The organism is Marinobacter sp. MIT932201 (assembly GCF_047123295.1).
Classification (GTDB): domain Bacteria; phylum Pseudomonadota; class Gammaproteobacteria; order Pseudomonadales; family Oleiphilaceae; genus Marinobacter; species Marinobacter salsuginis.
This window is the reverse complement of sequence record NZ_CP138917.1, coordinates 1,110,690-1,136,942: the sequence shown is the minus strand read 5'-3', so window position 1 is coordinate 1,136,942 and position 26,253 is coordinate 1,110,690. Positions and strand designations below refer to the sequence as shown.

General features: G+C 51.8%; 25 protein-coding genes. 12 read left to right on the top strand and 13 right to left on the bottom strand.

Going from position 1 to position 26,253, the window contains the following annotated elements:
- Positions 1–109 precede the first annotated feature (109 nt).
- The 5 genes from SIC15_RS05200 to minE all read left to right on the top strand — a co-directional run bounded on the left by SIC15_RS05200 (position 110) and on the right by minE (position 2,680).
- The gene (locus SIC15_RS05200) at positions 110–388 is read left to right on the top strand and encodes a DUF1244 domain-containing protein (RefSeq protein ID WP_069184079.1); all 279 of its coding nucleotides are present in this window, start codon (positions 110–112) and stop codon (positions 386–388) included.
- A complete protein-coding gene (locus tag SIC15_RS05195; protein ID WP_153634546.1) occupies positions 388–777 on the top strand; it encodes a HopJ type III effector protein in 390 nt (129 codons plus the stop codon). Before SIC15_RS05200 ends, SIC15_RS05195 begins: the two co-directional genes overlap by 1 nt.
- Positions 774–1,535 (top strand): septum site-determining protein MinC, encoded by a 762-nt coding sequence (minC, locus tag SIC15_RS05190; protein WP_305966623.1) that lies wholly within the window; start codon positions 774–776, stop codon positions 1,533–1,535. Before SIC15_RS05195 ends, minC begins: the two co-directional genes overlap by 4 nt.
- 77 nt (positions 1,536–1,612) lie before the next feature.
- Positions 1,613–2,425 carry a septum site-determining protein MinD gene (gene minD / locus SIC15_RS05185; protein ID WP_069184076.1) on the top strand — a complete coding sequence of 271 codons (813 nt, stop codon included), beginning with the start codon at positions 1,613–1,615 and terminating at the stop codon, positions 2,423–2,425.
- A 3-nt stretch (positions 2,426–2,428) separates the two neighbouring features.
- Entirely contained in the window at positions 2,429–2,680 is a 252-nt protein-coding gene (minE, locus tag SIC15_RS05180) for a cell division topological specificity factor MinE (RefSeq protein WP_064227083.1), read from the top strand.
- A gap of 51 nt (positions 2,681–2,731) precedes the next feature.
- Here minE and SIC15_RS05175 read toward each other — a convergent pair whose 3' ends face one another.
- Positions 2,732–3,580, bottom strand: coding sequence for a DUF2804 domain-containing protein (locus SIC15_RS05175; RefSeq protein WP_412537207.1), 849 nt, complete (start codon positions 3,578–3,580; stop codon positions 2,732–2,734).
- Between the two features lie 137 nt (positions 3,581–3,717).
- Here SIC15_RS05175 and SIC15_RS05170 point away from each other — a divergent pair, with 137 nt between their 5' ends.
- From SIC15_RS05170 to SIC15_RS05160, 3 genes are all read left to right on the top strand, one after another.
- Positions 3,718–4,452, top strand: coding sequence for an START domain-containing protein (locus SIC15_RS05170; RefSeq protein WP_136629264.1), 735 nt, complete (start codon positions 3,718–3,720; stop codon positions 4,450–4,452).
- 82 nt (positions 4,453–4,534) lie between these two features.
- Positions 4,535–5,026 (top strand): HPP family protein, encoded by a 492-nt coding sequence (locus SIC15_RS05165; RefSeq protein WP_412537206.1) that lies wholly within the window; start codon positions 4,535–4,537, stop codon positions 5,024–5,026.
- 24 nt (positions 5,027–5,050) lie between these two features.
- The gene (locus tag SIC15_RS05160) at positions 5,051–6,436 is read left to right on the top strand and encodes a PhoH family protein (protein WP_205632665.1); all 1,386 of its coding nucleotides are present in this window, start codon (positions 5,051–5,053) and stop codon (positions 6,434–6,436) included.
- Between the two features lie 78 nt (positions 6,437–6,514).
- Here SIC15_RS05160 and SIC15_RS05155 read toward each other — a convergent pair whose 3' ends face one another.
- The 12 genes from SIC15_RS05155 to SIC15_RS05100 all read right to left on the bottom strand — a co-directional run bounded on the left by SIC15_RS05155 (position 6,515) and on the right by SIC15_RS05100 (position 22,599).
- On the bottom strand, positions 6,515–8,209 hold the full coding sequence (locus SIC15_RS05155) for a methyl-accepting chemotaxis protein (protein ID WP_153637260.1): 1,695 nt from the start codon (positions 8,207–8,209) through the stop codon (positions 6,515–6,517).
- Between the two features lie 150 nt (positions 8,210–8,359).
- A complete protein-coding gene (locus tag SIC15_RS05150) occupies positions 8,360–9,712 on the bottom strand; it encodes a sigma-54-dependent transcriptional regulator (protein WP_069184070.1) in 1,353 nt (450 codons plus the stop codon).
- On the bottom strand, positions 9,709–11,520 hold the full coding sequence (locus SIC15_RS05145; protein WP_069184069.1) for a sensor histidine kinase: 1,812 nt from the start codon (positions 11,518–11,520) through the stop codon (positions 9,709–9,711). The genes SIC15_RS05150 and SIC15_RS05145 overlap by 4 nt, the downstream gene beginning before the upstream one ends.
- Positions 11,521–11,643: 123 nt before the next feature.
- Positions 11,644–13,833: a TRAP transporter permease gene (locus tag SIC15_RS05140; RefSeq protein WP_069184068.1), complete on the bottom strand. Its 2,190-nt coding sequence runs from the start codon at positions 13,831–13,833 to the stop codon at positions 11,644–11,646.
- Between the two features lie 90 nt (positions 13,834–13,923).
- Positions 13,924–14,901 (bottom strand): TAXI family TRAP transporter solute-binding subunit, encoded by a 978-nt coding sequence (locus tag SIC15_RS05135; RefSeq protein WP_069184067.1) that lies wholly within the window; start codon positions 14,899–14,901, stop codon positions 13,924–13,926.
- Between the two features lie 234 nt (positions 14,902–15,135).
- Positions 15,136–15,360, bottom strand: a complete 225-nt coding sequence (locus SIC15_RS05130) for a YjbQ family protein (RefSeq protein WP_412537205.1) — start codon at positions 15,358–15,360, stop codon at positions 15,136–15,138.
- 43 nt (positions 15,361–15,403) lie between these two features.
- Positions 15,404–16,411, bottom strand: coding sequence for a hypothetical protein (locus tag SIC15_RS05125; protein ID WP_412537204.1), 1,008 nt, complete (start codon positions 16,409–16,411; stop codon positions 15,404–15,406).
- Complete coding sequence (locus SIC15_RS05120) at positions 16,412–16,834, bottom strand: secondary thiamine-phosphate synthase enzyme YjbQ (protein ID WP_412537203.1); 423 nt, start codon at positions 16,832–16,834, stop codon at positions 16,412–16,414.
- Between the two features lie 4 nt (positions 16,835–16,838).
- Positions 16,839–17,198 carry a hypothetical protein gene (locus tag SIC15_RS05115; protein ID WP_412537202.1) on the bottom strand — a complete coding sequence of 120 codons (360 nt, stop codon included), beginning with the start codon at positions 17,196–17,198 and terminating at the stop codon, positions 16,839–16,841.
- 1 nt (position 17,199) lies between these two features.
- Positions 17,200–19,176, bottom strand: coding sequence for a hypothetical protein (locus SIC15_RS05110; protein WP_412537201.1), 1,977 nt, complete (start codon positions 19,174–19,176; stop codon positions 17,200–17,202).
- The gene (locus SIC15_RS05105) at positions 19,176–21,080 is read right to left on the bottom strand and encodes a hypothetical protein (RefSeq protein WP_412537200.1); all 1,905 of its coding nucleotides are present in this window, start codon (positions 21,078–21,080) and stop codon (positions 19,176–19,178) included. Before SIC15_RS05105 ends, SIC15_RS05110 begins: the two co-directional genes overlap by 1 nt.
- Positions 21,067–22,599, bottom strand: a complete 1,533-nt coding sequence (locus tag SIC15_RS05100; protein WP_412537199.1) for a tyrosine-type recombinase/integrase — start codon at positions 22,597–22,599, stop codon at positions 21,067–21,069. Before SIC15_RS05100 ends, SIC15_RS05105 begins: the two co-directional genes overlap by 14 nt.
- 40 nt (positions 22,600–22,639) lie before the next feature.
- Here SIC15_RS05100 and SIC15_RS05095 point away from each other — a divergent pair, with 40 nt between their 5' ends.
- The 4 genes from SIC15_RS05095 to SIC15_RS05080 all read left to right on the top strand — a co-directional run bounded on the left by SIC15_RS05095 (position 22,640) and on the right by SIC15_RS05080 (position 26,246).
- Positions 22,640–23,227 (top strand): hypothetical protein, encoded by a 588-nt coding sequence (locus tag SIC15_RS05095; protein WP_412537198.1) that lies wholly within the window; start codon positions 22,640–22,642, stop codon positions 23,225–23,227.
- Between the two features lie 73 nt (positions 23,228–23,300).
- Positions 23,301–24,824, top strand: a complete 1,524-nt coding sequence (locus tag SIC15_RS05090; RefSeq protein ID WP_412537197.1) for a type I restriction-modification system subunit M — start codon at positions 23,301–23,303, stop codon at positions 24,822–24,824.
- Positions 24,814–26,013 carry a restriction endonuclease subunit S gene (locus tag SIC15_RS05085; RefSeq protein ID WP_412537196.1) on the top strand — a complete coding sequence of 400 codons (1,200 nt, stop codon included), beginning with the start codon at positions 24,814–24,816 and terminating at the stop codon, positions 26,011–26,013. The genes SIC15_RS05090 and SIC15_RS05085 overlap by 11 nt, the downstream gene beginning before the upstream one ends.
- Positions 26,013–26,246, top strand: a complete 234-nt coding sequence (locus tag SIC15_RS05080) for a DUF2188 domain-containing protein (RefSeq protein ID WP_412537195.1) — start codon at positions 26,013–26,015, stop codon at positions 26,244–26,246. The genes SIC15_RS05085 and SIC15_RS05080 overlap by 1 nt, the downstream gene beginning before the upstream one ends.
- Positions 26,247–26,253: the final 7 nt, after the last annotated feature.

Here is a 26,253-nt window from a genome sequence, read left to right as displayed (position 1 = left end):
GGGGCTCGCGTCGATTCTCTGTACATTTATACAGCCTTGTATCTTAAGCTAACATGCAGAGAATGTCAGGATTCCTGATAAACGGCGCATCAACCATTGCGAGGCCAATATGAGCAATCCGATTCCTGAAGCAGAACGCACTGAAATTGAAGCCGCAGCCTTCCGTCGCCTGGTCAAGCACCTGCGAGAGAACACGGAGGTGCAAAACATTGACCTGATGAACCTGGCGGGTTTCTGCCGTAACTGTCTATCGAAATGGTATCGGGCAGAAGCGGATGAGCGGGGTTTCGAGATCTCTGATCCCCAGGCCCGCGAAGAAATCTACGGCATGCCCTACGAGGAGTGGAAGGCGCTCTATCAGACAGGCCCCAAGCAGGAACACAAATAATGAGCGTTAACGATGCCGTGAGGATTCACCTGGCATCCCTGGACGCTGGTCATGCCAGCTTCAAAGACTCCCTGGCCCTGATCGAACAGCACTTCGAGTATCAGCCCTGTGGTTTCCGGAACGGCCCGCTGGTAAACGCCGAAGGCGAGAATGCCGGGTCCTGCCGGATCTTTGGTCTGGGCCAGTACTGCAATTTGAGTGAAGTCGACACACTGAAACTGTTTGCCGAGCACTATCAGCAGGTTCTGGACGACCCGACCGGTGAGAGCCACGGCAACATCCGACAGTTCATCAGCACCGGATGGTCAGGCATCCGATTTGAAGGCGTGCCGCTCCGGCAACGCCCGAACCCAACCGACAACATCACCAGGGAAGAGACTCCTTCATGAGCGATACCGCCACCTCCGGGGTAAAACAGGGTTTTCAGCTAAAAAGCGCCAGCGTGTCCATGACAGCCCTGGAGCTCTACTACTTTGACGACGGCGAGTTCGAAGACGTACTGCGAGACAAGATCAGCCAGGCACCGGGGTTCTTCAAGGACATTCCGCTCATCATCAGTCTCGAGAAATACCAGGGGCTGGATAGCGAACTGGATTTCTTCAAAATCATTGGTACCTGTCGGCGCAACAACATCCACGTCATTGGCGTGCGCGGTGGCAGCGACGATCAGCGCCGCCTGGCCCGCGGAGCTGCATTGGCGTTGCTGCCGGGCAACGGCCAGCGGGACCGCGCCCATGAAGCGGAGCAGGCTGTCGCGGAGGAAGCGGAAGCGGCGGTTGGCACAGCCTCTACTGGCGCTGCCGGTGACCCACCTCCAGCCAAAATCATCTCCCAGCCTGTACGCTCCGGCCAACAGATCCACGCGCCGGAAGGCGACCTGGTTATTCTGGCGCCGGTACAGGCCGGCGCCGAAGTGCTGGCGGCAGGCAACATCCATGTTTACGGTCCGCTCCGGGGCCGGGCGCTGGCCGGCATCCATGGGGCAGAATCCGCACGAATTTTCTGCCAATCCCTTGAGGCGGAGCTTGTGTCCATCGCGGGACACTATAAAATCTCCGAAGATCTTCAGGACAATGGCTGGAAAAGCGCTGTGCAAATCCAGCTCAGGGACGACCTGCTGGTGGTAACGCCACTGGACAAGGCCTGATATTGAAGCTGAATACAATAACTTGACCGGACAATTCGGCAGACACGACGAATCCACCGAGAAACAGGAACAGAACCTTGGCTAGAATTATTGTCGTTACCTCAGGAAAGGGCGGCGTTGGCAAAACCACCACCAGCGCCTCGATCAGCACCGGCCTTGCCAAACGGGGCCACAAGACAGTGGTCATCGATTTTGACGTTGGCCTGCGCAATCTGGACCTGATCATGAACTGCGAGCGTCGCGTGGTGTACGACTTCGTCAACGTGATCCAGGGCGAAGCAACCCTGAACCAGGCCCTGATCCGCGACAAGCGGGTCGATACCCTCTACATTCTCCCCGCCTCCCAGACCCGGGAAAAGGAAGCACTGACCAAAGAAGGCGTCGAGAAGGTGATCAACGAGCTTTCCGAGACCTTCGATTACATCGTCTGCGACTCCCCCGCCGGCATTGAGCATGGTGCTCTGATGGCGCTGTATTACGCCGATGAAGCGATTGTGGTCACCAACCCCGAAGTGTCCTCGGTCCGGGATTCCGACCGAATTCTGGGCATTCTGCAGAGCAAGTCCCGCCGCGCCGAAATGGGCCAGGATCCGGTCAAGGAACACCTGCTTCTGACGCGCTACAACCCGGCCCGGGTTGAAAAGGGCGAGATGCTGTCTGTAGCGGATGTGGAGGAGATCCTCGCAATTCCGCTGCTGGGTGTCATTCCCGAAAGCCAGGTTGTACTGAATGCGTCAAACCAGGGTTTGCCCGTCATCCTCGAAGAGGACAGCGATGCTGGCCAGGCCTATGAAGACGCCGTCGCGCGCCTGCTGGGTGAGGAGCGGGAACACCGTTTCATGACGTCCCAGAAGAAGGGTTTCTTCTCACGGATGTTCAAGGGGGGCTAAAGGATGAGTTTCCTCGATTATTTCAAGGGCAAGAAAAACAAATCCGCAAGCGTTGCCAAAGAGCGCCTGCAGATTATCGTGGCCCACGAGCGGGGCCAGCGCGAACAACCGGATTACCTGCCACAGCTTCAGCAGGAGCTGCTAGAGGTTATCCGCAAGTACGTCCAGATCAGTGACGACATGGTTCAGGTTGAAGTGGACCGTAACGAAAGTTGCTCGGTACTGGAGCTGAACGTCACGCTACCAGAACGATAAACGGTGTGATCTGGCCTGTCCCGGATAGAATGGGGCGGGCCAGGCCATCTCTCACCACCTTGCGAAGTGATCTTCCATCAGTCCTCGCAGGCCTTTAACCTCGATTTTCCCGCCAGCCTCATCCGTCACCGTTCCATTGAAGGTGCCCACATACTGCCGGAAGTTGGATGCCAGCACCCAGGCGTTCAGTTTTTCCTTGCGGACACCGGCCGGAACAAAATGCAGATCAATCCGGCCATCCGGAAGCTGACCCGCCAGGCAGGCCCAGTTCCAGGCGGTTTCCCGGCGCATGAAGCCGCAGCTCCAGTCAATAGTGCCCCGGGTCTCCTCGTCGCAGCGCCAGATGCGGTGATCCCAACGCACTTCCCCTTCCACCGGCAAGCCAGCTGACTTGCGGGTAAACACCCAGCCATTGTAACCGGCCGGACACACCAGGCGGAGTGGGTCCCGATCCTCTTTCAAAGTAAGCTCGATACGGATATCACCCGGGGCGGACACCGCAATCGTCCGGCCATCAGCCGTTGGCGCGATTCGCACGTCGACCTCGCCTTTGCTGAATGTTGCCACGCCCTCCTCTGGCAGCGGTTCAATGCGGGTCTGCCTGGCCAATGGCTGAAGGAACGATTGTTCCATCATCTGGCCGGTCTCGAAATCGTAAAGGTAGAAGAACCCGTTTCCCAGCAGTTTAAGATCCACCACCGCCAGGCCAAACACCCATCCCGGACCCATGGCGCTGACGAACTGGAACTGGTTGAAGCGCCACCGCCGGGCCAGCCGTGAACGGGGGCGGTCCATTACCGTACGCAGGTCATAGTCCAGGTAGTTAATCTCTTTGACCGGTTCATCGAGCACCCCGGGAACTATCTGTCCTTTGCCGTTGATCAGCTTTTCCATGGTCATAGTCGTCGTCAGATCAGGCCAATTCGGTAAATCGTATCAGCGGGTCGCTACCTGGTTCACAATCCACTGTTTCTGTGGCCATGCCAGTAAAAGCCTCATGCTAGACTCGGCCCACCATCTGCAAGGAAGTGTACCCTATGAGAAAGAGCATAGCCCATGGCATTACGGGCTGGGCCTCGGTCATCAGCGGGCTTATCTGTGCACTGCTGGTATTTGCCGTTGCCGCCAGTGCCCGGGCTGAACTGCCCACTGAAACCGACGAGCAATGGACACTGCGAAAGGAAGCCGATCATATCCGGGTGTATACCATCGAGCAGCCTGACTCCAGCTTTAAGGCGTTCAAGGCCGTGGCGGTTCTCGATGCACCCATCGAAAACCTGATGGCCGTCATGGCCAATCCCGGCTCCTGTGTTGAGTGGGTGCACAACTGTTCTGAATCCTATGCCTTCGGCGATGGCGAGTTCCATGATCGCTTTGCCTATTCGGTGAATGACATGCCATGGCCGGTGACCGACCGGGACTATGTGCTGCGCATCCGGACGCGGGGCGACCGGGCTTCTGGTGAGATTGTCATGGATCTCAACGCTATGCCCGATCAGCGGGCAGAGAGCAGCAGCCGGGTCAGGGTCGACCGGTCCGACACCCTGTACCGTTTCACCCCGGAAGGAGACAAAACCAGGATGGTCTGGGTTCAGCACACGGATCCCAATGGCTCACTTCCGGGATGGCTGGTGAACTCGCTGCTGGTGGATATTCCGGTGCGCTCCATGGAAGAGCTCGAACGCGTTGCCAACAGGGACAAATATCGCGGCTATCAACTGGTCTACGATGAGGATGGCCAACTCATTGGCATCAGTCCGCCCGGTTCCTGACCCGTCAGACCTGTGAAGGGATGACGCGCAAGGGATCACGCGCTAAGCTTTCGGAAAGGACTTCATAAGGCAGCCCAGATCAATGACCGTTCTCGCCTACGAGATCATGACACCCAGTATAAAGGCCGTTCCCCAATCCTGGACCATGGACCGCCTGGCACGCTTTCTCACCGACAACGAAATAACCGGCAGCCCTGTCACCGACGACGATGGCGAGATTGTCGGTATTGCCACTCTGAAAGACATCACCGAATTCCGCTGGAACGCCACTCGCTCCGATGCCGACAGGCATCTGACACCAGAGGAACGCGAGGAAGCCCGTCGTCTGCGGATGGTGATCTTTGAAGAAATGGGGAAGGTGCCGGTAGAAGTTCGTGACATCATGACCCCGATCGTTTTATCTGTTGACGAGAAGACGCCGGTGCGCGACATTGCCAATATCATGATGCGCGAGCACCTGCACCGGATCTTTGTCACCAATGATTCAAAAATTACCGGCATCATAACGACTTACGATATGCTGAAAGTGATCTCGGATGAGGAACTCACGCAACGCTGCGCCAATAACGACTGAGCCACCAGAGAGGTAGCGCCACCTATGCCCAGAGCACCGCAAGCTCGCAGAAAGATGTACGTCCTCGACACCAACGTCCTGATCCACGACCCGAACGCCCTCCTCAACTTTGAAGAACACGATGTCATCATTCCGATGACGGTCCTCGAAGAACTCGACAGCCTCAAATCCGGCAAGCAAGCCGTGGCCGCTGACTGCCGGCAGGCGATTCGCAACATCGACAAGTTGCTGGGCGATGCCAGCCCAAAGGTCATCGAAAAGGGTGTACCCATTGTTCGTGGCAAGAAGGCCGAGCCCCTGGGCAGTCTTTCGATCCTGATGAGCACCGGTGACAGCGGCAACCACTCACTGCCCGAGCACCTGAACGACAACAAGATCATCAATACCCTGGCCGCCCTCCAGAACCGCCACAAGTCCCGGGATATTATCCTGGTGTCCAAGGACATCAATATGCGCCTGAAGGCGCGGGGCTTTGGCGTGGAGGCGCAGGACTACCACAACGACCAGTTGCTTGATGACATTGATCTTCTGCCCAAGGGCTATCGGGAATTTCCAAACTCTTTCTGGGACACCATCGAGAAGGTAGAGACCGTTCAGCGGGAAGGCACCACCGAGCACATCCTCAAGCGCGAGGGAGAACTGGCAAAGCTCAACATCAATGAGTTTGTGATCGATGAAATGGGCTTTGTCGGCAAGGTGGTAGACCTTTCAGACACCCAGGTGATCATCAAGGATCTGCACCAGCACGACCTGATGAACGAGGAAGTCTGGGGGCTGGTACCCCGGGACATCTATCAGGCCATGGCGCTGAACCTGCTGCTGGACCCGGATATCCATCTGGTCAATCTCACGGGTTCTGCCGGTTCCGGTAAAACCATCCTGGCCCTGGCCGCCTGTATCGAGATGACCGTGGCCAGCAAGCTTTACAAGCGCATTATCGCCACCCGTTCCACCCAGGGGCTGGATGAGGACATCGGGTTCCTGCCCGGCACCGAGGCTGAAAAAATGGAGCCCTGGCTGGGCGCCATCGTCGACAACCTGGAAGCGCTCCACGAAGACGACGAGAACATGACCGCCAGCGTCGACTACATCCTCAGCAAGGTACCCCTGCACTTCAAGTCCATGAATTACATCCGGGGCCGCAGTTTCCAGCACAGCCTGATCATCATAGACGAGTCCCAGAACCTGACGCCGCACCAGATCAAGACCATTATTACCCGGGCAGGTAATGGCTCGAAGGTAATCTGTCTGGGCAACCTTGCGCAGATCGATACACCCTATCTGAGCGCCCTGAGTTCTGGCCTCACCTATATGACCGAGCGCTTCAAGGGCTTCCGCCATGGCGCCCACATCCACCTGCAGGGTGTACCCCGCTCGGTCCTGGCGGAGTTTGCCGAAGCCAATCTCTGACAGTCCAGGACGGGACACAGATACAAAAAAAGGGCAGAACGCGCGTTCTGCCCTTTCCCCCGAGATTACCGGCTGGAATCAGACCCGGTAGCGACTAACCTCATCCGACATCTCCGACGCCAGATTCTTCAGGCGCTGAGTTGCGTCACCGGCTCGGCGGGTTCCCTGGGCCGTCTGTTCGGTAATGGCAACAATCTCGTGCACATTCTGGTTAATGGTTTCAGAAACACTGGTCTGCTCTTCCGCAGCGCTGGCAATCTGGGTGTTCATATCCGTGATTGTTGCCACCGCCTGACCAATGCGCTGCAGCGCCTCGTTCACCTGGCGGGTTTCTTCAACGGTTGCTTCACTGCGCTCACTGATTGAGCCGATCAGTTTGACCGCATTGCCGGCACCGGACTGCAACCGCTCAATCATGTCCTGGATTTCCTGGGTACTCTGCTGGGTCCGGCGAGCCAGCGTGCGCACCTCATCGGCAACCACGGCAAAACCTCGCCCGGCCTCACCGGCTCGTGCTGCTTCGATCGCCGCGTTGAGCGCCAGCAGGTTGGTCTGATCGGCAATTTCACGAATGACCTCAAGCACACTGTCAATGCGACGGGAGTCAGCGCCCAGCTGTTCAATAACGCGAACCCCCTCACTGACCTGCTCTGAAAGCCCACCAATGACCTCGGTAGCCTGGTGCACCAGACCCTGGGCGTCACAGACCTGCCCATTGGCATGGTCGGCTGCCGTGGAGGCTTCACTGGCGTTGCTGGCAACCTCCTGGGCTGCAGCCGTCATCTCATTCATGGCCGTGGCAACCTGATCACTCTCGGACTTCTGCCGCTCAACACCCTGTTCGGCTTCGGTCATGACCTGATTCAGGTCAGCCGTGGCCTCGTTCAGTGTCCGGGTGGATGACAGTACCCGCTCAACCAGTCCATGGACCTGGTCGGCAAAACTGTTGAAGGCGGTGGCCAGCTGTCCAAGCTCATCTTTGCCGGAAACGTCCAGGCGCCGGGTCAGATCGCCATCACCACTGGCAATATCGTTCATCGCTGAAACCGCAGATTTCAGGGGACGAATAATGCTGCGTACCACAACCAGGGCAAGCAGGACGATCAGCGCCAGTGCAATCAGTGAAGTGGTGACTGACCCGATGATCGCGTCGCGCAAGGAATCGCCAACATGGTTTTCCATCTCGGTGACCTGCGTTTCCAGGCCATCAACCCAGAATCCGGTCCCGATCATAATGCCCCACTTTGGCAGCATTTCTGCGTAACCCAGTTTGGGGGCCACTTCCCCGGTATCGCTGTTCTTCCAGCCATAGGGAACGTAGCCGCCGCCACCACGCGCCGCCTTCACCAACTCACGAATGAGATAGGTTCCATTCGGGTCCTGGAAATCCCACAGATTCCTGCCCTCGAGCGACTGGTTAACACCGTGCATTACGTTGACGCCTTTGGTGTCATAGGCAAAGAAATAACCGGTACTTCCCGAATCGTTGAAGCGAAGCTGTCGGAGTATCTCCCAGGCTTTTTCGCGAACCTCCGGATCGTCCGCGGAGCCCGGTTGATTGTAGAGATGCGCGATAGAGGACTTGGCGACGGCCAGATAATTTTGCAGCTCCTGCCGCTTGCTCTCCTCCATATCGGAGGAGAAGCCGGCAACGGCCTCCTCGCCAATAAATCTGGCCTGATTCAGGTTGTAGCTTGTCAGGAATGCGGTAAGAACAATCACCGGCACCAGGGCCAGCAATAGCACCCGTGTCTGGATGGTCAGGTTTTTCATGGCTGGTCGTCTTTCAGGTTGAACACTCAGGGAGCCGGGTGGCCCGGCACGGAAAAACCCGCAAGACTACGAAAAACCCGCCGGAATTATCATTGATGATAATGCGTAGTTTGTTTCTGCCCGGTAACCGAGACGGTAAAATTTTGTAGCTCAGTCCTTGAACTGGGCTTTATCCAGCCCGTGCTTGCGCATCTTGTCGTACAGGGTTTTACGGGCAATACCGAGCTGCACCATGGTGTCCTTGATGCTGCCGTGGCTGGCGTTGAGGGCGCTGACAATAGCAGAGCGTTCAAAACCATCCATCATTTCAGCCAGCGTTTGGCGGCCCGCTACGTTGCCGGCATCCGACGGCTCATTCTCGTCCAGTGCTGCAGGCCCCAATAACACATAGCGCTCCGCCAGGTTCCTGAGTTCACGAACATTGCCGGGCCAGGAATGCTGCATCAGCCGGGCCGCCTGGCCGGCATCCAGGGGAATGCTTTCGCGATCGTAACGAGCGGCCGCAATGAGTACGAAGTGGTGAAAAAGCATCGGCACGTCTTCCTTGCGCTCTCGCAACGGCGGAATATCCACTTTCACAACGTTTAGACGGTAGTAGAGATCAGACCGGAACTCGCCCTCGTCACTGAGTTTTTTCAGGTCGGCCTTGGTGGCAGCAATGATGCGGACGTCCACTTCCTGAACCTGATTGCTACCCAGGCGCTCTACCCGTTGCTCCTCCAGCACCCGTAACAGTTTAACCTGTAACGGCATGGGCATGCTTTCCACTTCATCCAGGAACAGGGTGCCCTTGTGGGCATGCTCGATCTTGCCGATACGGCGTTTCTCCGCTCCGGTGAAGGCACCGGCCTCGTGGCCAAACAGTTCGCTCTCGATCAGGTTCTCGGGGACCGCCCCACAGTTGATTGCGACAAAATTATGGGCACTGCGGCCACTGTTCTCATGGATATACCGGGCCAGCGCGTCCTTACCCGACCCGGTCTCTCCATGCAGCAGAATATTGGCGGAGATATCAAGAATCGGATCAATAGTGGCCATGACTTTCCGCATGGACGGCGAATCGCCAAGCATCCGGGGGCCTGGCTTGGCCAGGTGACGCAACTGGGCCTTGAGACGGCGGTTTTCGAGGGCAAGGTGTCGTTTCTCAAGGGCGTGGCGAAGCAGCTCAATCAGCTCGTCATGATCAAAGGGCTTTTCAATGAAATCGTACGCCCCTTGCTGCATTGCCGTAACAGCTGTGCTTATGTCCCCCTGGCCGGTAAGGATGATCACCGGAATGGTGTCATCAATCGCCCGGATCCGGTCCAGCATCTCCAGGCCGTTCATATCCGGCATGTTGTAATCACACAGAACCACACCGTCATACTCGGCATTGATGTGCTTGAGTGCCGACGGCGCCCCCTCGAAACAGCTGACCGGCATGTCCTCCAGGGTCAGCGTCTGGGCAATGGCCTGGCGGATGTGTGGATCATCGTCCACAAAGATTACCGAAGATTCTGTCATTCCGTGGCCTCCCGCTTCTTGAGGGTTACAACGAATTCGGCGCCGGGGCCGTCCTTGCGATTGCGGCCGATCAGGCTGCCACCCAGCGCATCCACGATCTGGCGCGATATGGAAAGCCCCAGGCCCAGGCCCTGTTTGACCGACTTGGTGGTAAAAAAGGGCTCGAAGATCTGTTCGGTGTCGCCCTGCAACCCGGGCCCATTGTCACGGACCAGACATTTCCAGCAATGCTCGGTCTCTTCTATATCGATCCGGATTTCCGGTCGCTCGCCACCCTCAACCGCCTGAACCGCATTGGCCATCAGGTTGACCATGACCTGCTCTATCCGGATCAAGTCGCCGTGGCACATCACCGGCGCCTCCGGGCGGCGCCACTGGATGTCGATCTCTGAGCTCGATTGCTGGGCGACGATAATTTTCAACGAAGCATCGATCGGTTGCCGGAGATCGACCACTGCAGGCGGGCCCTCGGATTTGCGGGCGAACACCTTGAACTGCCGGGTCAGCTCCGCCATCTTGTCACACAGGACGATGATCTCTGACAGGTTAGCATCGACCATCTCGCTTGCGCCTTTCTCAAGGAAGCGCCGGCTGTTTCGTGCGTAGGTCTGAATGGCCGTCAGAGGCTGGTTCATTTCGTGGTTGAGCCCTGCAGACATCTGTCCTAGCACCGCCAGTTTTGCCGCCTGAATCAACTCCTGCTGGGTTTCCCGAAGTTCGTTCTGGGTGCGTTCACGTTCCCGAATTTCTTCCACCAGCTTGCGGTTGGAGTTCTCCAGGTCTGCGGTCCTCTCGGCCACGCTGCGCTCCAGTTGCTCGCCTCGCAAGGCAAGTTCAGCTTCGCGCCGGTAGCGTTCGCGCAGATAAAGCCAGGTCAGAAGACCACCAAAAAACAGCGCGGTACCACCAACCAGAAATCCAAGACGGGTCCAGACCACAGAGCGCGTGCTCACCATTACCTGAAGATTCCAGTCCAGTTTCGGCAGCGGCGTTCGAACGCTGAGATACTCTCTGACCTCGCCGTTTTCAAGAATATTGATGGCAGTGGAATTCTCCGACAAGCCCCAGGGCTTACCCAGGTTATCGAATTCGATCGGGTTCAGGTCGCGGTCCGGATAACGCTGACGGGAAGCCGCGTCCGGGGCCACCCCCGCATTTGAAAAGTTCCGATACAACCAATTGGGTTTGCTTGCCAGAAAACTGATACCAGCGTCATCCAGCACGACCATTTCTGCTTCCCTGAGAGAAGCAGGCCGATCCCACTGGGATTCCAGCTCATGAACAAGAACCTTTACGGCCACCACTCCGAGAAGACGGCCCGAGTCGTCGATGACAGGATGTGAAAAGTACAGGCCGCGGACTCCCGACATAAGCCCCAAAGCAAAATAGATGGCCGAATCCCGATTAGACACTGCTTCTGAAAAATAGGGCCGGAAAGCGTAGTTGCTGCCGACAAAGCTGTCGGCTTGCTGATAGTTGTTGGCGGCGATGGTCAGGCCGTTTACATCCATCAGGTAAACGTCGGAGCTACCCACAATGGTGGCCATACGCTGCATCTGCTCGTTGGCCTCGAGAATAACGTCCGGATTACCCGGGTCAGTCAGCGCCCGTTCAAGCAGCGGATGCTCTGCCATCAACTCGGGGACCGGCAGATACCGGTTCAACTCATTGGCAACCAGCTGCCGGTAACGGAACGACTCTTCCAGGCTCTCCTGCTCCACCTGCCGGTATCCGACCCAGCCTCCAAGCAGCCAGGACACAACCAGTGTGGCAAGGAAAACAAGAACAGCACCGATCCGGTAGGACATAGCATCCGATTCCTGAACAACCGCGGAAAGCCGCTAGAGTATAGGCAGGCTGAAGCCAGAACAACCGTACCCTGGCTAACAGGGTACGGTTGTTCTGTCGCAGATCCTCGCAGCCATGCCTCTTTACACGACACCTGCCGTGGCAAGGCGAGCTTTCCGCTGTTTCTGGATGACGAAGGCCAGAACCGCCAGGGCAATACCGGTAAGGTCTGTCCAGAGCCCGCCCTCGATCATCAGTAGCGCGGCGGCAATCAGGAGGACTCGGGTTACCCAGGAAGCAGAAACCCTCGCAAACCAGCCAAGCACACCGCCAGACAGCATGTAGACACCAAACGTTGCGGTTACCAGCGCCCTTGCGATCTCGAACCACCCCGCTTCCATCAACAGAGCACTGTTGTAGAAGAACATGAAGGGCACGATGAAGGCTGCAATGCCAATCCGGAACGAGGCCACGGAGGTTTCCATCGCGTTGGCGCCGGAAATCCCTGCCGCAGCATAGGACGCAAGCGCAACCGGTGGCGTGATCGCCGACACCACAGCGAAGTAGAACACAAAGAAGTGAGCGGTCAGCGGCTCAATCCCCAACTGCACCAGGCCCGGAGCTACCACCGAGGCAGCAACCGCATAAGCCGCCGTGGTGGGCATTCCCATACCCAGCAGAATGGAGATGAACATGGCGAAGATCAGAGCCAGCAGCTGGCTGGTGGCAGCAACATCCAACAACAACACAGAGAAGCGTGCACCAACTCCGGTCAGGGAGATTACGCCCACGATAACCCCGGCCGCGGCGCACACCACGATAATCTGGATTGCCATGTAGGACGCGATTTCCAGCGCCTGAAGGATTTGCCGCAGGCCCATCTTGTTGGGAGACAACCAGCTCACCACAGCGGCAGAAACAGTCGCGAGGGTACCTGCCCGGATCACCGAGTAACCCATGAACAGCGCCACGATCAATATGATGATCGGCACGAACAGGTAGCACTGCTTCATCATGGTTTTGAGCTTCGGCAGCTCATCTTCACGCATGCCGCGCATACCTGTCTTGGCGGCCTCAAAATCCACCATGAAGTAGACCGAGGCGAAATACAGGATCGCCGGGATAATCGCCGCAATAGCAATCTCGGTGTAGGGAATGCCGGTAATCTCAGCCATGATAAAGGCACCGGCGCCCATGATCGGTGGCATGATCTGCCCGCCAGTAGACGCAGCCGCCTCGACAGCGCCGGCAGACTGTTTGCTATAACCCACCTTTTTCATCAACGGAATCGTCAGTGAACCCGTGGAGACCACGTTGCCGGCACTGGTGCCGTTGATCATACCCATCAAACCGGACGCGAAGATCGAGACCTTGGCCGGGCCACCCCGGGAACGGCCAGCCGCAGCAAATGCAAAATTCACGAAGTAGTCGCCCACCTTCGAGGACTGCAGGAAGGCGGCAAAAATAATGAAGAGAATGATGTAGGTCGAGGACACTGCGGTGGTTGGCCCGAGAATCCCGGCGTCCGTGTAGACCTGGCTGAAGAACCGCTGTACGGAAAGACCGGGGTAGCCAAGAAAACCCGGCAGGTAAGGGCCGGCGAACACATAAGCCAGGAAAACCAGGCCGATGATCACCAGCGCCATGCCAGCAACACGCCGGGTCAGCTCCATGATCAAGGCGGTACCCGCAATAGCGGCAAAGGAAATACCTACCGGCGCGAAGGACGTACCGGTCGACATACGCATAGACGTGTTGTAGACCACCAGAAAGTAAGCGGCAACGGCCAGCGAGCAGGCGATCAGCACCAGATCGGGAACGCTGAACACCGATCGCTCGCGTTGGTGAAACCAGCTCATGACAATGCCGGCACCGGTTGCCGCCAGCAAAGGCCAGCCAAAGTGCCACACCTCAAGTTCAGCAGGGATTCGCATGGCGCCATTCTGGACCATCTGCCAGAACGAGAACGTCTGATACAACACATAGAGAGCCGGCAGCATGGCGCCAGCACTGATCCAGGTCGTCCACCGATGGCGGGCACCACCCTCTTCGGATGATACGAACCGGGCGCCGGCAAACAGCACGAAACCCAGTACCAGAGCGCCGGCGATGTGAACGATCCGGAACGACCAGGTCTCAAGGGGCGCTATGTTAAGGGAATACAGGTGAAAGGCTGAATAGGCGATCGCCAGCATGGCGACAAATTTCAGCAAGCCGCCTTCAAACAGGCGACGGTTGGCTTCGACCGGCTCATCATCCACGTTGTGTGCGAGCACATGGTCCTCGCCCACTTCGATGTCCGGAAGATCTTTCGAGTTTTGTTCGGTAGTCATGACACACCCTGCTTGCAGGCAAATCGGGACCAGAACCCTGCTGGTCTTAATTTGCGGGGGGCCGCCAGGCCGCCCCCCGCCTGAGCACTATTACTTGATCTTGCTGTCTTCGATCGGGTAACCGTTCTCGTTAAACCAACGTGCCGCGCCCGGGTGCCAGGGCAGAACGTTGTTCTTTGTGTAGTTCTCGGGAACCGAATTGCGGGCCGCCTTGTGGATGGAAACCATCTTGTCATTGTTCTCCATGGTCAGCTTGGTGATCTCATACACGAAGCTTTCGGACACATCACAGTTAACCATCGCGAAGTTCCACATGGACACCACGCGGGAAGGTGCATCCAGGGACTGGTAGGTGGACGCAGGGATGATGAATTCGGAGACCGGGAAGTTATTGATAATGGTTTCTGCCTCGGCATCGGTCATACCGATGATATTCACATCAGTCTGGACTTCCAGCTGGCTGACCGCCGGAATAGGGATACCTGCCGCGAAAGCCACCACGTCAATCAGGCCATCCTGGAGCTGACCACCCAGATCGGACCAGCTGCCGTTACGGCGCTCAAAGTTCACACCCAGGGTTTCCATCATGCGCGGGAAGTAGGTATCGGAGGTGGAACCGGCCGGCCCGAAGCCTATGGTCGCGCCATCCGGAATATCAGCAATGGAGGTGATGCCGGAGCTGGAGAGCGCGGTTACCGAGAACGGCGTCTCGTACATCGGGAACATGGCGCAGACATTGTCCATCATCATACCCGGAGCCAGCGGGCTATTACCCTCCATGGACTCACGGGCGGGACCCATGGTGGTCAGGCCGAATTTGAGGTCGCCGGTATGCACGAGCGCCATGTTCTGCACCGGACCGCCGGTGATTTCTGCGCCACCGGAGACGCCCAGGTTTTCAGCCACAAAGTTGGCCCAACCGGAACCATAGGCAAAGTAGGTCCCACCCTGGCTGGCAGTACCAACGGTGAAGTTGGTGGGCCAGTCTGAACGGTCCTGGGCTGCTGCGGGGGTTGCGACGGCGAAGGTGGAGGCGAATGCTACCGCCATTACGGCTTGGGTTTTCATAGAGAATGCTCCCGTTTCATTTTGTTTGTTGGGTGCTCAACGAAGCTATGTTGCCTCGGTGGGTATTCCCAAGAGCAAGGAGCAGACCAGTTCCGAATTAATTATTTAAAACAGAGCATTAGTGAATTCAGGAGAGGATTCAGGGCTGAAAATGGGTGGATATCCACCCATCAGCAAGAGCCAATGGGTGAAGACCAACACGTTCCACGGCATCGGGGCAGCACAAGCGCAGGGTTACCAGCGTCCCTGCAAGGTTGCCACGATACGCCGGCTTCCGGCCCGGTCCCGGTGCTCGCAGAGGTAAAGCCCCTGCCAGGTTCCCAGGGCCAGATGACCATGACTGACCGGCAGGGTCAGGGAGGGACCGATCAGTATGCTTTTGATATGGGCCGGCATATCCACCATACGGATGATGTGTCCATATGGCCTCGCCCTTAACCCCACACAGCTCATGGCCATTGTCCGATACCACCTGTCCACATCTTAAAACGCCTGTATGGACTCAACTGTCCATACCTTCAGAAGTATACATCTTGTGTTGGAACTCCCGGACCCCTGACTCTTTCAAAATGTCATCAACCTTAGCTAAATCTAAGGCCGTACGCATAACATCGAAAGGATCATGAGATTTAAGTATTCCCATCTTCTTACCTGCTTCCATCGCCCATATTGGAATCTTTGTTTCGAGGACATTGCTCAAATCCGGTTGTCTCTTCTTCAGATAGGCAATTACTGACGAGTAAAATATGTACTGTCTGACATTGGCATCAGGATGAACAGTGTTCTTTACTCCTAAAGACATCTGCTGCAAAAGTGCCGTCAGTGAAGTTAATGCATAAATCACAAACTCATACACAGCCAAACGACTCGGAAACCGAATATGGATTCCCATTCCATCTTTTCCCAAAGCACCTTCTAGAAACGCCATTAGAAACTCGATTGATTGACGATCAGCTTCAGCTTCAAACGCATACCTAACCGTCAAATCATTTCTAGCGATTTCACTCTCATCAGGAAATTCATTCAAGACCTCTGAACTGCTCTTTGACTTAAGAAAGTCAGTATGTCCAAGGTAAATATGAGATAGCTCATGAAGAATGATTGCATAGCTACAAAGGTAATATGCAAAGTCAGCAATTAATTTCTTTCGCCCACTCTTCTTTAAATTTTTATCTCTGATTTTGATACTCTTTAACCATGGCAAAAAGTCATAATCCGTTTCAAACACACGAGAGGCTAGCCATACGTGATATGACAATCCTGCCGTCATTTCAGCGTAATATGTTCCATTGCAGATATCGACCGTTTTTGCAAAAGCACCTACTTTCTCTGGGTTAAATACATCGACGACCATTTTAATATTCGAAGTGGCACCCTTAACGTTTTCAGCTTTCAATACTGATAGCACCTCTTTTATATGCTCATCAATACTGCCAATTAACGGCTCAAAATCTTCATATCTATATCCCGGCCCACCGATATAAATTATTGGATTCCCTTTCTTGCTCACTTACCCCTCTCCATGAATCGTGACAACCAGCGAACGGGAGCCACCATGATTACGATGCTCACATAGATAAATACCTTGCCAGGTTCCCATGTTAAAGCTCCCGTCAGACACAGGAACAGAAACACTACTCCCAAGCAGACTGGCCTTAATGTGGCTGGGCAAGTCGTCACTTCCCTCATAAATATGCTTGTAATAGGGCTCATTTTCGGGAACCGCACGGTTAAAGAAGCTTTCAAAGTCTCCACGCACGGTAGGATCTGCGTTTTCGTTGATCGTCAAAGACGCAGAGGTGTGCTTGATGAAAATATGAGCAAGCCCAACAGATACCTGGGACAACTCTGGTACCTGCCTTACGATTTCATCTGTAATCAGATGAAATCCTCGTCTCTTGGGTGAGATTTTTACTTCTTTTTGAATCCACATAATTCTATTCTCTAATAGGCACCACATTTGAAAAGCGGGCCAACTCTTTCTCCAAGCGGACCAGCCTATCAAGCAACATCAACTCTCGATTCAGAGCCTGATGATAGAGTTCTTTGTAATTTTGCTTCTCTGCTCTGGCTTTTCGAAGTAAATCACTAGGTTTGTTAGCTGGTACATCAACCTCTCCGCTCGCAGTGTCAATTGCCGCAATCAATTCCCCGAAGCTGCTCCTGGATTTCTTAATTGACCCACGCTTTCTGCCAGCCTCCAATGCAACGGTGTCCTTGTTAATCGAAGAGCCTAGCGGAACTCGGCTTGGGCACCCTGCCTTCAAGCGTTCTAGTGCTTCCCAGTATTCTTTCATGCTAGCCCCCCTTATTTCTCAAAAGAGCGATCCGACGCTGGTAACTTTCGAGATCTTCTAGTTCTGACAACTCGGTTCTAAGCGCGATGCTCGAATCACCGTTGCTTTTTAGCTCATCAACAAAGATCCTTTGACGCGCAATGACTCGTTCCAGCTTACTTGGTTTTATGATTGCCTTATCACAGCTAATACAGGCAGAAACCAGGCGAAGTAGTTTTTTGTCACATGGGGATGTCGTCATACATGCCCCCAGAGGTGTCTCTTTATATGCAATCTCACCCTTTTTGAAACTCTTTTCTAAGTCATCCCGGTCAAGACTACAAAAACTGTTATTAGCATCATTTCTATTTATAAACCTCCCGTAAGCTCCAAATAGCGGTTCAGTTGTATCGTCTAATAATCCCGCATAAGCAATCGTATCCGCTTCTGGTTTAGCTTTAATCAGAAAATGAGAGAAATGATCCATATGATCAAAATCCTTAGACAGAGGAGACCCGCTGCAATAATACAAAGACATTTCTCGCGTGAGATGCTTCAACTGACTTTTCAGGGCTGGCAGGGAAACGTTAGAAGATTGTGAAATATAAAAAGCTAATGTTCTTCTAAACTGATGTGTCGTAAATCGCCAGACAGAACCTATTTTAAATAGTTTCTCATCTGACCAAGATCTAAAAGGGTCCACATTACAAAGATGCTCAAAGTCATGATTTGAAATTATGAACTTCGACTCACCGAAATAATTAAATATCTCTTGCGCTTTACTGCCAGATCTAGCTAAAACAATCGGCTCATCAGAATCTGGCGAAGGGCCAGTTAATTTTAGATATTTGATACTAATAAACAATGGCTTTTCCGAACTGGAAATATCAGCATGACTTATAATTAAACTCGCAATTCTCTTAGCAACATCAAAAGCCAAAACAACATTTTTACTTGTCACCCAAGAAACTTTTTTCTTCTGCCCCACAAACTTGCTGGTAAATCCAATAAACTTATATGTTCTACCAGTTCCCATTCCACTAATTTTAAGAGAATCAACGGCCAAGCTTAAAACTTCTGAGTTCCTCATCCCGGTATATATATGAATATATATTCGACAAGCATGTTGAATCCTTGTGATAAATTTACTCAACGAAGGAATATTACGTATCTCAAACTTGGAAAATATTTCCTCAAGGCCATATATGGCGCTTGCATCTTGAAAAAATGGCTGCATATGAGACTTTAGCACGCCATACTGCCTCTGCTTCGCCTCGCATCGTGCAAAAAGAGGATCTGTTATAATTTGAGAAAAAAAATCGCAAATACGATCAATATACTTTGATACTAAATCAAGAAAACAATCTAATTCGTCAATCAAGGATGACAGTATCCGCGGAGGAATTACAGGGTGTTGTAAAGAAACAGGGTAGCCTTTAGCTTTGTCAAGTGAAAAGTACTTATAATACGAACTTGTTATCCTATATCCAGATATCTCACTAGGAATCCTTATGAAGTGGCCCAGTATAGAAGAAAAGCTGGAAAGAAGGCCTTTGGTTTCAATATTATTAATGAACCTTTTCAACTCATCTTCATTTGAAAGAACTTCCCCAATAATCAAACCTTCGTTATCAGAATATCGAAAAAGGCGCCTGAAAACTTTAACATAATCCATTATAGTCGGAATACTTATGCCAAAACTTGTATCACCCTCGACTATATAGATAAGCAAAAATGTCATCCATTTTGCTTCATGCCGTTGACTAAGTCTTGCAAAGGAGAAATCTATCTTAGCTGACCCTGAATCTCCTGCAAGTCGATACCCTCTCAAGTCCCAAATATCATCAGAGTATATAGACTTAGCAGATCCGTTAGAATCTCGAGATATGACAAATGTATCTACTGGCCGCTTATTATCGCGCAAATAAAATATATCAGGGTTTCGAACATCCTCTCCCGACAAAAAACTTGAAAAATTTGCTTGATATGAATGCTTCATTACGAGAGAGCCCCTATATCAATCAAAGTTAGAAGCTTTTCTTGCCAATACTCATATAGAATTTCTGCATCACTTACAGATCGTTCTATTTTGCGCAAATCCAATATCGATCCCTTATAGTTTCTTTTAATAACATCAAGAAACACATCAATCTGCATAATCACAGGCTGGATGACATTTATAAAATGCTCTTCGGAAAAGGCTATTGTTCTGACTTCAGACAGGATGTACTTAAAGCTCAAAAGCTTATGATAGTCATTTTTGTCGGCAACTATTCTGTAGTTTTCACAAAACAGACAGCCTTCAAATGACTTACAATCAGGTTTTACTGCCGAGTTATAAACAAGTTTAGGAGCCCTTTGAGCACAATGCCCGACAGGGATCTTCTCACAACCCTGATATCCACCAGAGATAATGTGCTTATACTCATCAAAAAACTGAGATATTTCGGACGAGTTTTTAGATTCACTTCCCTCAGAATAATGACGAAGAATTGTAATCGGTGAGTTCTGCATTAACATTGCAGACGTTGAAACATCAGTATTGCGTATCAACCAATCCCCTTTATACGCTCGCCACATTCTTGTTGTTATCTTTTCATCAATGTTAAAACATGCCTTCAACCTATTGTGGTAATAAGTAGATAAGTTCATACCTATTTTCTTCAACTCTCCACTGGTACAGGTAACAAATAAAAATGAAAAAACGTCCCTGCCTGTCGCTTCTAAAAGATACCGCCTTAGAAGAAGATACTTTTTAAAGTGAACATAAAACCATGACGATATATGAAATATTACATCTCTCCCTCCGGCTCTGTACTTTATCGTTTTAAAACCCATCTTTGATTTTATAGCCCGGTAATCCTCTTCATATGGCAAATCAATTATTTGACCAAGATTCATTCCTGTATTTGCCGAGAAAAGCATAATAAATGACTGTATCGCCATAGTCGCCGCATCAACCCTACGCCGATGAAATCTATCCTCATTCGCCAGCCTTATATTATTCTCAGCATTCGCATACGATGCCTTATGAGAGCATGAGTTATTAGTGCTCGACAAAAAAGCTATTTCCTCTAATGTTCTAACACGGCCACCTATATAATCATACGCAATGAATTTATTGTTTAGTCCATTCTTTTGATTGAAACTTGAAGGCCCAGCAAACGGAATTGAAGAGGGAAAGCACCAGAAATATTCATCTCCCACATATACTTTTTTGGGATACATTTCGAATTTCAATACAAAGTCAGATAATTGTGTAAACAACTGCATATAAACCTTCAGAGAATCACTAACAGCGACATCCTCTGGAACAACCGTTCGATTTACTGCTCGATATGATCGCCTTATCCTTCTAACAAACCGAAACAAATCCCCATATGGATCATGGTATATCCCTCTACCGACAGTAATAACAACAAGCTGCATCGTGGCTGCGGTATTGATGTTTATTTTACTTTTTCTTATGAGGGATATTTTTTCTTCTGAAAACATATGAACTGCTTGAACATAGTGCTCTTTTGCATCAAAGCACGACACATAATTCTTGTTACACCATTCAACAAATGTTTGAAACTGTCCAACCGCTGTTTTCAAAGTATTAGGGGATTTTCCCAAAGCCAGGTGATTCTTGAGATAATCAAGATAACCACAAATAAAGCCCAACCTTTCCACCCTATAAGATTGCTTATCAACATAAAAGCTCGCACAGGCATCAGTGTTGCTGGCTCTATCAATCCTTTTTCGTTCCGTGTAACACCAACTACCTATATCCATAGCATATTTATATCCTGGGATAAAAACCTTCACAGCTGAAGGGTCTATCAGTACAACTTTCCCGGTTTCATCTGTGGGCAGTTGTTCGATGGTATAGGAAACAGTCTTTCGCTTACTCCACGTCATCGGTATTTACCTCATTCAACATGGATTCAAGGTAAGCCTCATACTCCGACTGCAAATTAAGCGCGACCCGGTATTTTTCGCGGTAGTTTAAGTAGGCTTCTGTCGTCCGAATACTGGTATGTCCCATCCTGGAACGAACCAGCATCAGGGCTTTTGTCATATCTGCCTTTACAGCCAAACTGGGTTCGGCCTTCGACATTTGGTTAACAAAACTTTCCAACAGATTCATTCCAAAGGTCGCCCGCAGATCATGGAAACGGAATTCAAATTCGTACCCATGGCGGTAAAGCTCTGGCTTTAATTGCTGCCTAATGAATTGAGTGACGGCGTTACCCCTTGGCGGGCTTCGATACAAGAACGCGAAAGGGTCATTCTCAGCCATGTAGTAAGGCTGACCAGCGCGGGTCAGAAACAGATATTGATCGCCATCTTCTGGATATACATGCTTCGACAACCCAATCCGTTGACGGCATCGCTCAGAATTCATGTAAATCTGCACCCGGCGATACAGAAATAGCGGTACAAGCAACACCATCTGCTTGCCATACTTGGTGCTGACCGGTGTTCCGGCACCGACTTTTATCCTATGAGACACAGCGCCTTTATATGGCTCATCCAAAAAATTCTGCCGACGAAGCGTGAAAACAGTTTGCAACCGTGCGCCAGTCGCCAAAGCAAGAAAGAACGCCAATGTCATTTCGGTGTTACCAATGGCTTTCAGAGCTTGAATTAAGGCCACTTGTTCATCTTTTGGTAATGGCCTCAGTTTACCGCCATCATCAATGCACTCGCTGTAGTCATCATTGCTCTTCACTATCCTGAACGATCGAGTCAGGTCTGTGCTTTTTACTGACTTTCTGCGCTGAAAACCTCGCGCATCTCTGAACATCAGTGCGGCCTCATCTTCAAGCCACAACGGATGGTCAAACTTAAAACCTTCCGTTTCAAGCCAACGATAGAAGTTCTGCAAACTACTCATACGACGTTTAGCCGTGCGTGCCTTTAACTTTCCCTGACGAATTTCATCGTGCAAATAAGTGCAATAACGGTACGTAGGTCTTGCCCTGGGCCGGGCCGATACGGTCAGAAAATCGATCTCCTCTTCCAGCAACCACTGCCTGAAATGCACCAGATCCCCCGCTATAGATTCGAGAGTCCGCCGTTTTGCAGGCACAAATCCGTTCAATCTGCTCAGCAGATAGCGATTAGCCTCTGCCCAGAGCGAACCATCCGGGTCAACAATCATCGGGTAGTGGTAAAACACATCATGTGCCACGTCTTGCGCCGGGTGCCGATAGTAGTCACGACCTTTGGCGGCAGCACTGCATAAATGGCTACCCATAAGTTCTACCGTTGACGGCTCATAGCATTCCAGCTTGCGAACCACCTCAACTCTGACACGAAAATTTTGCTTCATAGACAATGATGTAATAACCCTACCCAACAAAAAGCCCTCGAGCAACTTTCTTTGCATCAAAGGCGATGAAACAACTTTAGCTTGACATTTAACCAGGATCAACAGATTATTTCTGCATCATTGGCTATGAATAGGTGAAGACGTGAAGCTGAAACAGATCGCAACCATCAATGCAGGCTATCCATTTCGGGGCAAAATCCCTGAAGTGCCAGGCTCTGCTGTGGTCGCGGTTCAGATGAAGGATGTCTCGCTAACCGAAGGGATTCGCTGGTCAGACTGTTTAGAAACAGAGCTAACCGGCAAGCGTGAACCCGACTACCTCACCACAGGTGATATTTTAGTGGCCGCTCGTGGCAGCCATAACTACGCCGTGCAGGTGGATCAGTTATTGGCTTCTACGGGTAAGCAGGCCGTTGCTGCACCCCATTTTTTTGTGGTCAACCTGAAGAAGAAAGACATCCTGCCCGAGTTTATGGTGTGGTTACTGAATCAGGCACCGGCTCAACGTTACTTTGAGCAAAATGCCGAAGGCACCCTAACAAAAAGTATTCGCCGCAGTGTGCTGGAAGATGCCCCAGTCGTTGTTCCGCCCCTTGCCAAGCAGCGAGCAATTATTGCGATGGCCAACACTTTGGGTGAAGAGCAGAGGCTGATACAGAGGCTAGTAAACAACGGTGAGCGCATGATGGGCGCAATCGCCAACGACTTATACCAGGCGCATGGCCACTAAACAGCCTGCACAACGAATTTAAGACTTGAACCGGGCCAGCCATTGATTGGCCCCACATAAAAGGAAGCAATGGATGAACGACAAGATTAACCAAGACAGCATCAACAAAGCGCTGTGGAACGCCTGCGATACCTTCCGTGGCACCATCAGCGCCGATACTTACAAAGACTTCATCCTCACCATGCTGTTCCTCAAGTACATCTCCGATGTATGGCAGGATCACTACGATGGCTACAAGGCCGAGTACGGCAACGAGCCGGAACTCATCGAAGAGATGATGAAAAACGAGCGCTTTGTACTGCCCAAAGCGGCTAGCTTCTACGCCCTGTACGAACGCCGTCACGAACCCGGTAATGGTGAGCGCATCGACCAGGCGCTGCACGCCATTGAAGAAGCCAACGGCACCAAACTAAAAGACGCCGGTAAAAGCGTGTTCCAGGACATTTCGTTCAACACCGACAAACTGGGTGAAGAGAAGCAAAAGAACACCATTCTGCGCCACCTGCTGGAAGACTTCGCCAAGCCCGAACTTAATCTCAAACCCAGCCGTGTTGGCACCTTGGATGTGATCGGTAACGCCTACGAATACCTGATTAAAAACTTCGCGGCCAGCGGTGGCCAGAAAGCCGGTGAGTTTTATACTCCGCCAGAAGTTTCGGATCTCATCGCCGAGCTGTTAGACCCACAACCGGGTGACAGCATCTGTGACCCGGCTTGTGGCTCTGGCTCGCTGCTGATGAAGTGCGGTCGCAAGGTCGTAGCGAATCACGGCAGCAAGCAATACGCCCTGTATGGCCAGGAAGCCATTGGCTCCACCTGGTCGCTGGCCAAAATGAATATGTTCCTGCACGGCGAAGACAACCACAAAATTGAATGGGGCGATACTATCCGCAACCCCAAGCTGCTCGATAAAAACGGCGATCTGATGCTGTTCGATATTGTGACAGCCAACCCACCGTTCAGCCTGGATAAATGGGGCCACGACGAAGCCGAGCACGACAAGTTCAGCCGCTTCCGCCGTGGCGTACCGCCAAAAACCAAAGGTGACTACGCCTTTATCCTGCACATGATCGAAACCCTCAAACCCAAAAGCGGCCGCATGGGCGTGGTAGTGCCACACGGCGTGTTATTCCGTGGCTCGTCTGAGGGCAAAATTCGACAGCAACTGATTGACGAAAACCTGCTCGATGCCGTGATCGGCTTACCAGAAAAGCTGTTTTACGGCACCGGCATTCCGGCGGCAATCCTGCTCTTTAAGAAAAACAAGAGCGACGACAACGTGATGTTTATCGACGCCAGTCGTGACTTCAAAGCCGGTAAGAACCAGAACCTGCTGACAGAAGAGAATATCGCCAAGATCGTCGCTACCTACAAGGCAGGTGAAAGCGTTGACAAATACGCCTATGTCGCCAGCGCCGATGAAATCAAAGAGAACGATTACAACCTGAACATCCCGCGTTATGTCGATACCTTTGAAGAAGAGGAAGAAATTGACCTGATGGCGGTACGCGCCGAACGTGAGCAGCTTAAGGCGCAACTGACCGAGCTTGAAATTGAGATGGCCAAGTATCTGGAGGAGTTGGGTTATGGCCAGTAATCCAAGCACTCATCTGGGTGAACTCTTTAAATCCAGCAGAAAAAAAGGTGAAGCAGGCCTTCCCCTTCTGTCAGTTACTTTGAACAATGGATTGATTGTAAGAGATCAACTGGATAGAAGAACGGAAACAAATCTGGAAGCTAGCGAGCATTTGCTAGTCCAAAGCGGAGATATTGCTTACAACATGATGCGTGTTTGGCAAGGAGCTTTGGGGAGAGCCAGCGTTAATGGGTTGGTCAGTCCAGCTTATGTTGTACTCAGACCAACTGCAAAAATAGATTCGCTCTATGCCGAGTACTTGTTCAAAACTCCTCGAATGATTTACCTATTTTGGGCCTACTCGTATGGCCTGACGAAAGACCGTCTGCGTTTGTATTTTAATGATTTTGCTCGAATTCCAGTCACAATTCCCGACATCAAGGAACAAAGAAAAATCGCCAAAATCCTCTCTACCTGGGATAAGGCCATCACCACCACCGAACAACTGCTCGCGAATAGCCAGGAGCAGAAAAAAGCCCTGATGCAGCAGCTGCTCACTGGAAAGAAACGCCTGTTGGATAAGAATGGGGTTAGATTTAATGGAGAATTCAAACGTTACCACTTTTCAGATTTGCTAGAAATTGATCGAAAGAGCTTGGGATCGAAAACTGATCCAAACTTGGAATTCGATTATATATCCCTTTCTGACGTCGGAACGGGGACAATCCTTGGTGCCCTCGAAAGACACATATTCAAAACATCTCCTAGTCGAGCAAGAAGGATAGTTTCACCTGGGGATATTTTGCTAGCAACCGTTCGACCAAACCTTCAAGGATTTGCGAAAGTAAGAGAGCAACACGAACATTGTATTGCGTCTACGGGATTCGCTGTCCTGACTCCCAAAAAAGGTACTTGTGGCGACTACGTTTACCACTATTTATTCGGCTCTCACATAACAGGTCAAATCAATGCACTTGTAGTCGGTACCAACTACCCAGCAATAAACTCATCGGATGTTTCAGGTTTGTGTATTTATTGCCCACACTACGAGGAACAAATCGAAATCGCCAAAGTTCTCAATAGTAGCGATGAGTTGATAAACGCTCTGCAACAAAAGCTTGAAGCGCTAAAGCAAGAGAAAATTTCCCTGATGCAGCAGTTACTGACGGGTAAGCGACGGGTAAAAATTGATAATAAGGAGGTTGCGTAATGGCAAAAGGTAAGAATCAACACGTAGTGAAACATCCAGGTGGGTGGGCTGTAAAAGGCGCTGGCAACTCAAAAGCGACCAAGGTCACCAAGACACAAAAAGAAGCCATCGAAATCGCTGAAGAGATCGCTCGTAATCAGCAATCGGACACCAAGATTCACGGTACTGACGGAAAAATCCGAGCTGGTAATAGCTATGGGAATGACCCTCACCCACCAACAGATAAGAAGTGAGGTCGTA

What these genes read in the sequence shown, in the direction of transcription:
- SIC15_RS05175 (WP_412537207.1), bottom strand. Translation starts at nt 3,580, where the DNA reads ATGACCATGGAAAAGCTGATCAACGGCAAAGGACAGATAGTTCCCGGG.
- SIC15_RS05080 (WP_412537195.1), top strand. Translation starts at nt 26,013, where the DNA reads ATGGCAAAAGGTAAGAATCAACACGTAGTGAAACATCCAGGTGGGTGG.
- SIC15_RS05120 (WP_412537203.1), bottom strand. Translation starts at nt 16,834, where the DNA reads ATGTGGATTCAAAAAGAAGTAAAAATCTCACCCAAGAGACGAGGATTT.
- SIC15_RS05140 (WP_069184068.1), bottom strand. Translation starts at nt 13,833, where the DNA reads ATGACTACCGAACAAAACTCGAAAGATCTTCCGGACATCGAAGTGGGC.
- SIC15_RS05090 (WP_412537197.1), top strand. Translation starts at nt 23,301, where the DNA reads ATGAACGACAAGATTAACCAAGACAGCATCAACAAAGCGCTGTGGAAC.
- SIC15_RS05110 (WP_412537201.1), bottom strand. Translation starts at nt 19,176, where the DNA reads ATGAAGCATTCATATCAAGCAAATTTTTCAAGTTTTTTGTCGGGAGAG.
- SIC15_RS05145 (WP_069184069.1), bottom strand. Translation starts at nt 11,520, where the DNA reads ATGTCCTACCGGATCGGTGCTGTTCTTGTTTTCCTTGCCACACTGGTT.
- minC (WP_305966623.1), top strand. Translation starts at nt 774, where the DNA reads ATGAGCGATACCGCCACCTCCGGGGTAAAACAGGGTTTTCAGCTAAAA.
- SIC15_RS05170 (WP_136629264.1), top strand. Translation starts at nt 3,718, where the DNA reads ATGAGAAAGAGCATAGCCCATGGCATTACGGGCTGGGCCTCGGTCATC.
- SIC15_RS05155 (WP_153637260.1), bottom strand. Translation starts at nt 8,209, where the DNA reads ATGAAAAACCTGACCATCCAGACACGGGTGCTATTGCTGGCCCTGGTG.
- SIC15_RS05105 (WP_412537200.1), bottom strand. Translation starts at nt 21,080, where the DNA reads ATGACGTGGAGTAAGCGAAAGACTGTTTCCTATACCATCGAACAACTG.
- SIC15_RS05200 (WP_069184079.1), top strand. Translation starts at nt 110, where the DNA reads ATGAGCAATCCGATTCCTGAAGCAGAACGCACTGAAATTGAAGCCGCA.
- SIC15_RS05165 (WP_412537206.1), top strand. Translation starts at nt 4,535, where the DNA reads ATGACCGTTCTCGCCTACGAGATCATGACACCCAGTATAAAGGCCGTT.
- SIC15_RS05115 (WP_412537202.1), bottom strand. Translation starts at nt 17,198, where the DNA reads ATGAAAGAATACTGGGAAGCACTAGAACGCTTGAAGGCAGGGTGCCCA.
- minE (WP_064227083.1), top strand. Translation starts at nt 2,429, where the DNA reads ATGAGTTTCCTCGATTATTTCAAGGGCAAGAAAAACAAATCCGCAAGC.
- SIC15_RS05085 (WP_412537196.1), top strand. Translation starts at nt 24,814, where the DNA reads ATGGCCAGTAATCCAAGCACTCATCTGGGTGAACTCTTTAAATCCAGC.
- SIC15_RS05195 (WP_153634546.1), top strand. Translation starts at nt 388, where the DNA reads ATGAGCGTTAACGATGCCGTGAGGATTCACCTGGCATCCCTGGACGCT.
- SIC15_RS05130 (WP_412537205.1), bottom strand. Translation starts at nt 15,360, where the DNA reads ATGGCCATGAGCTGTGTGGGGTTAAGGGCGAGGCCATATGGACACATC.
- SIC15_RS05150 (WP_069184070.1), bottom strand. Translation starts at nt 9,712, where the DNA reads ATGACAGAATCTTCGGTAATCTTTGTGGACGATGATCCACACATCCGC.
- SIC15_RS05135 (WP_069184067.1), bottom strand. Translation starts at nt 14,901, where the DNA reads ATGAAAACCCAAGCCGTAATGGCGGTAGCATTCGCCTCCACCTTCGCC.
- SIC15_RS05160 (WP_205632665.1), top strand. Translation starts at nt 5,051, where the DNA reads ATGCCCAGAGCACCGCAAGCTCGCAGAAAGATGTACGTCCTCGACACC.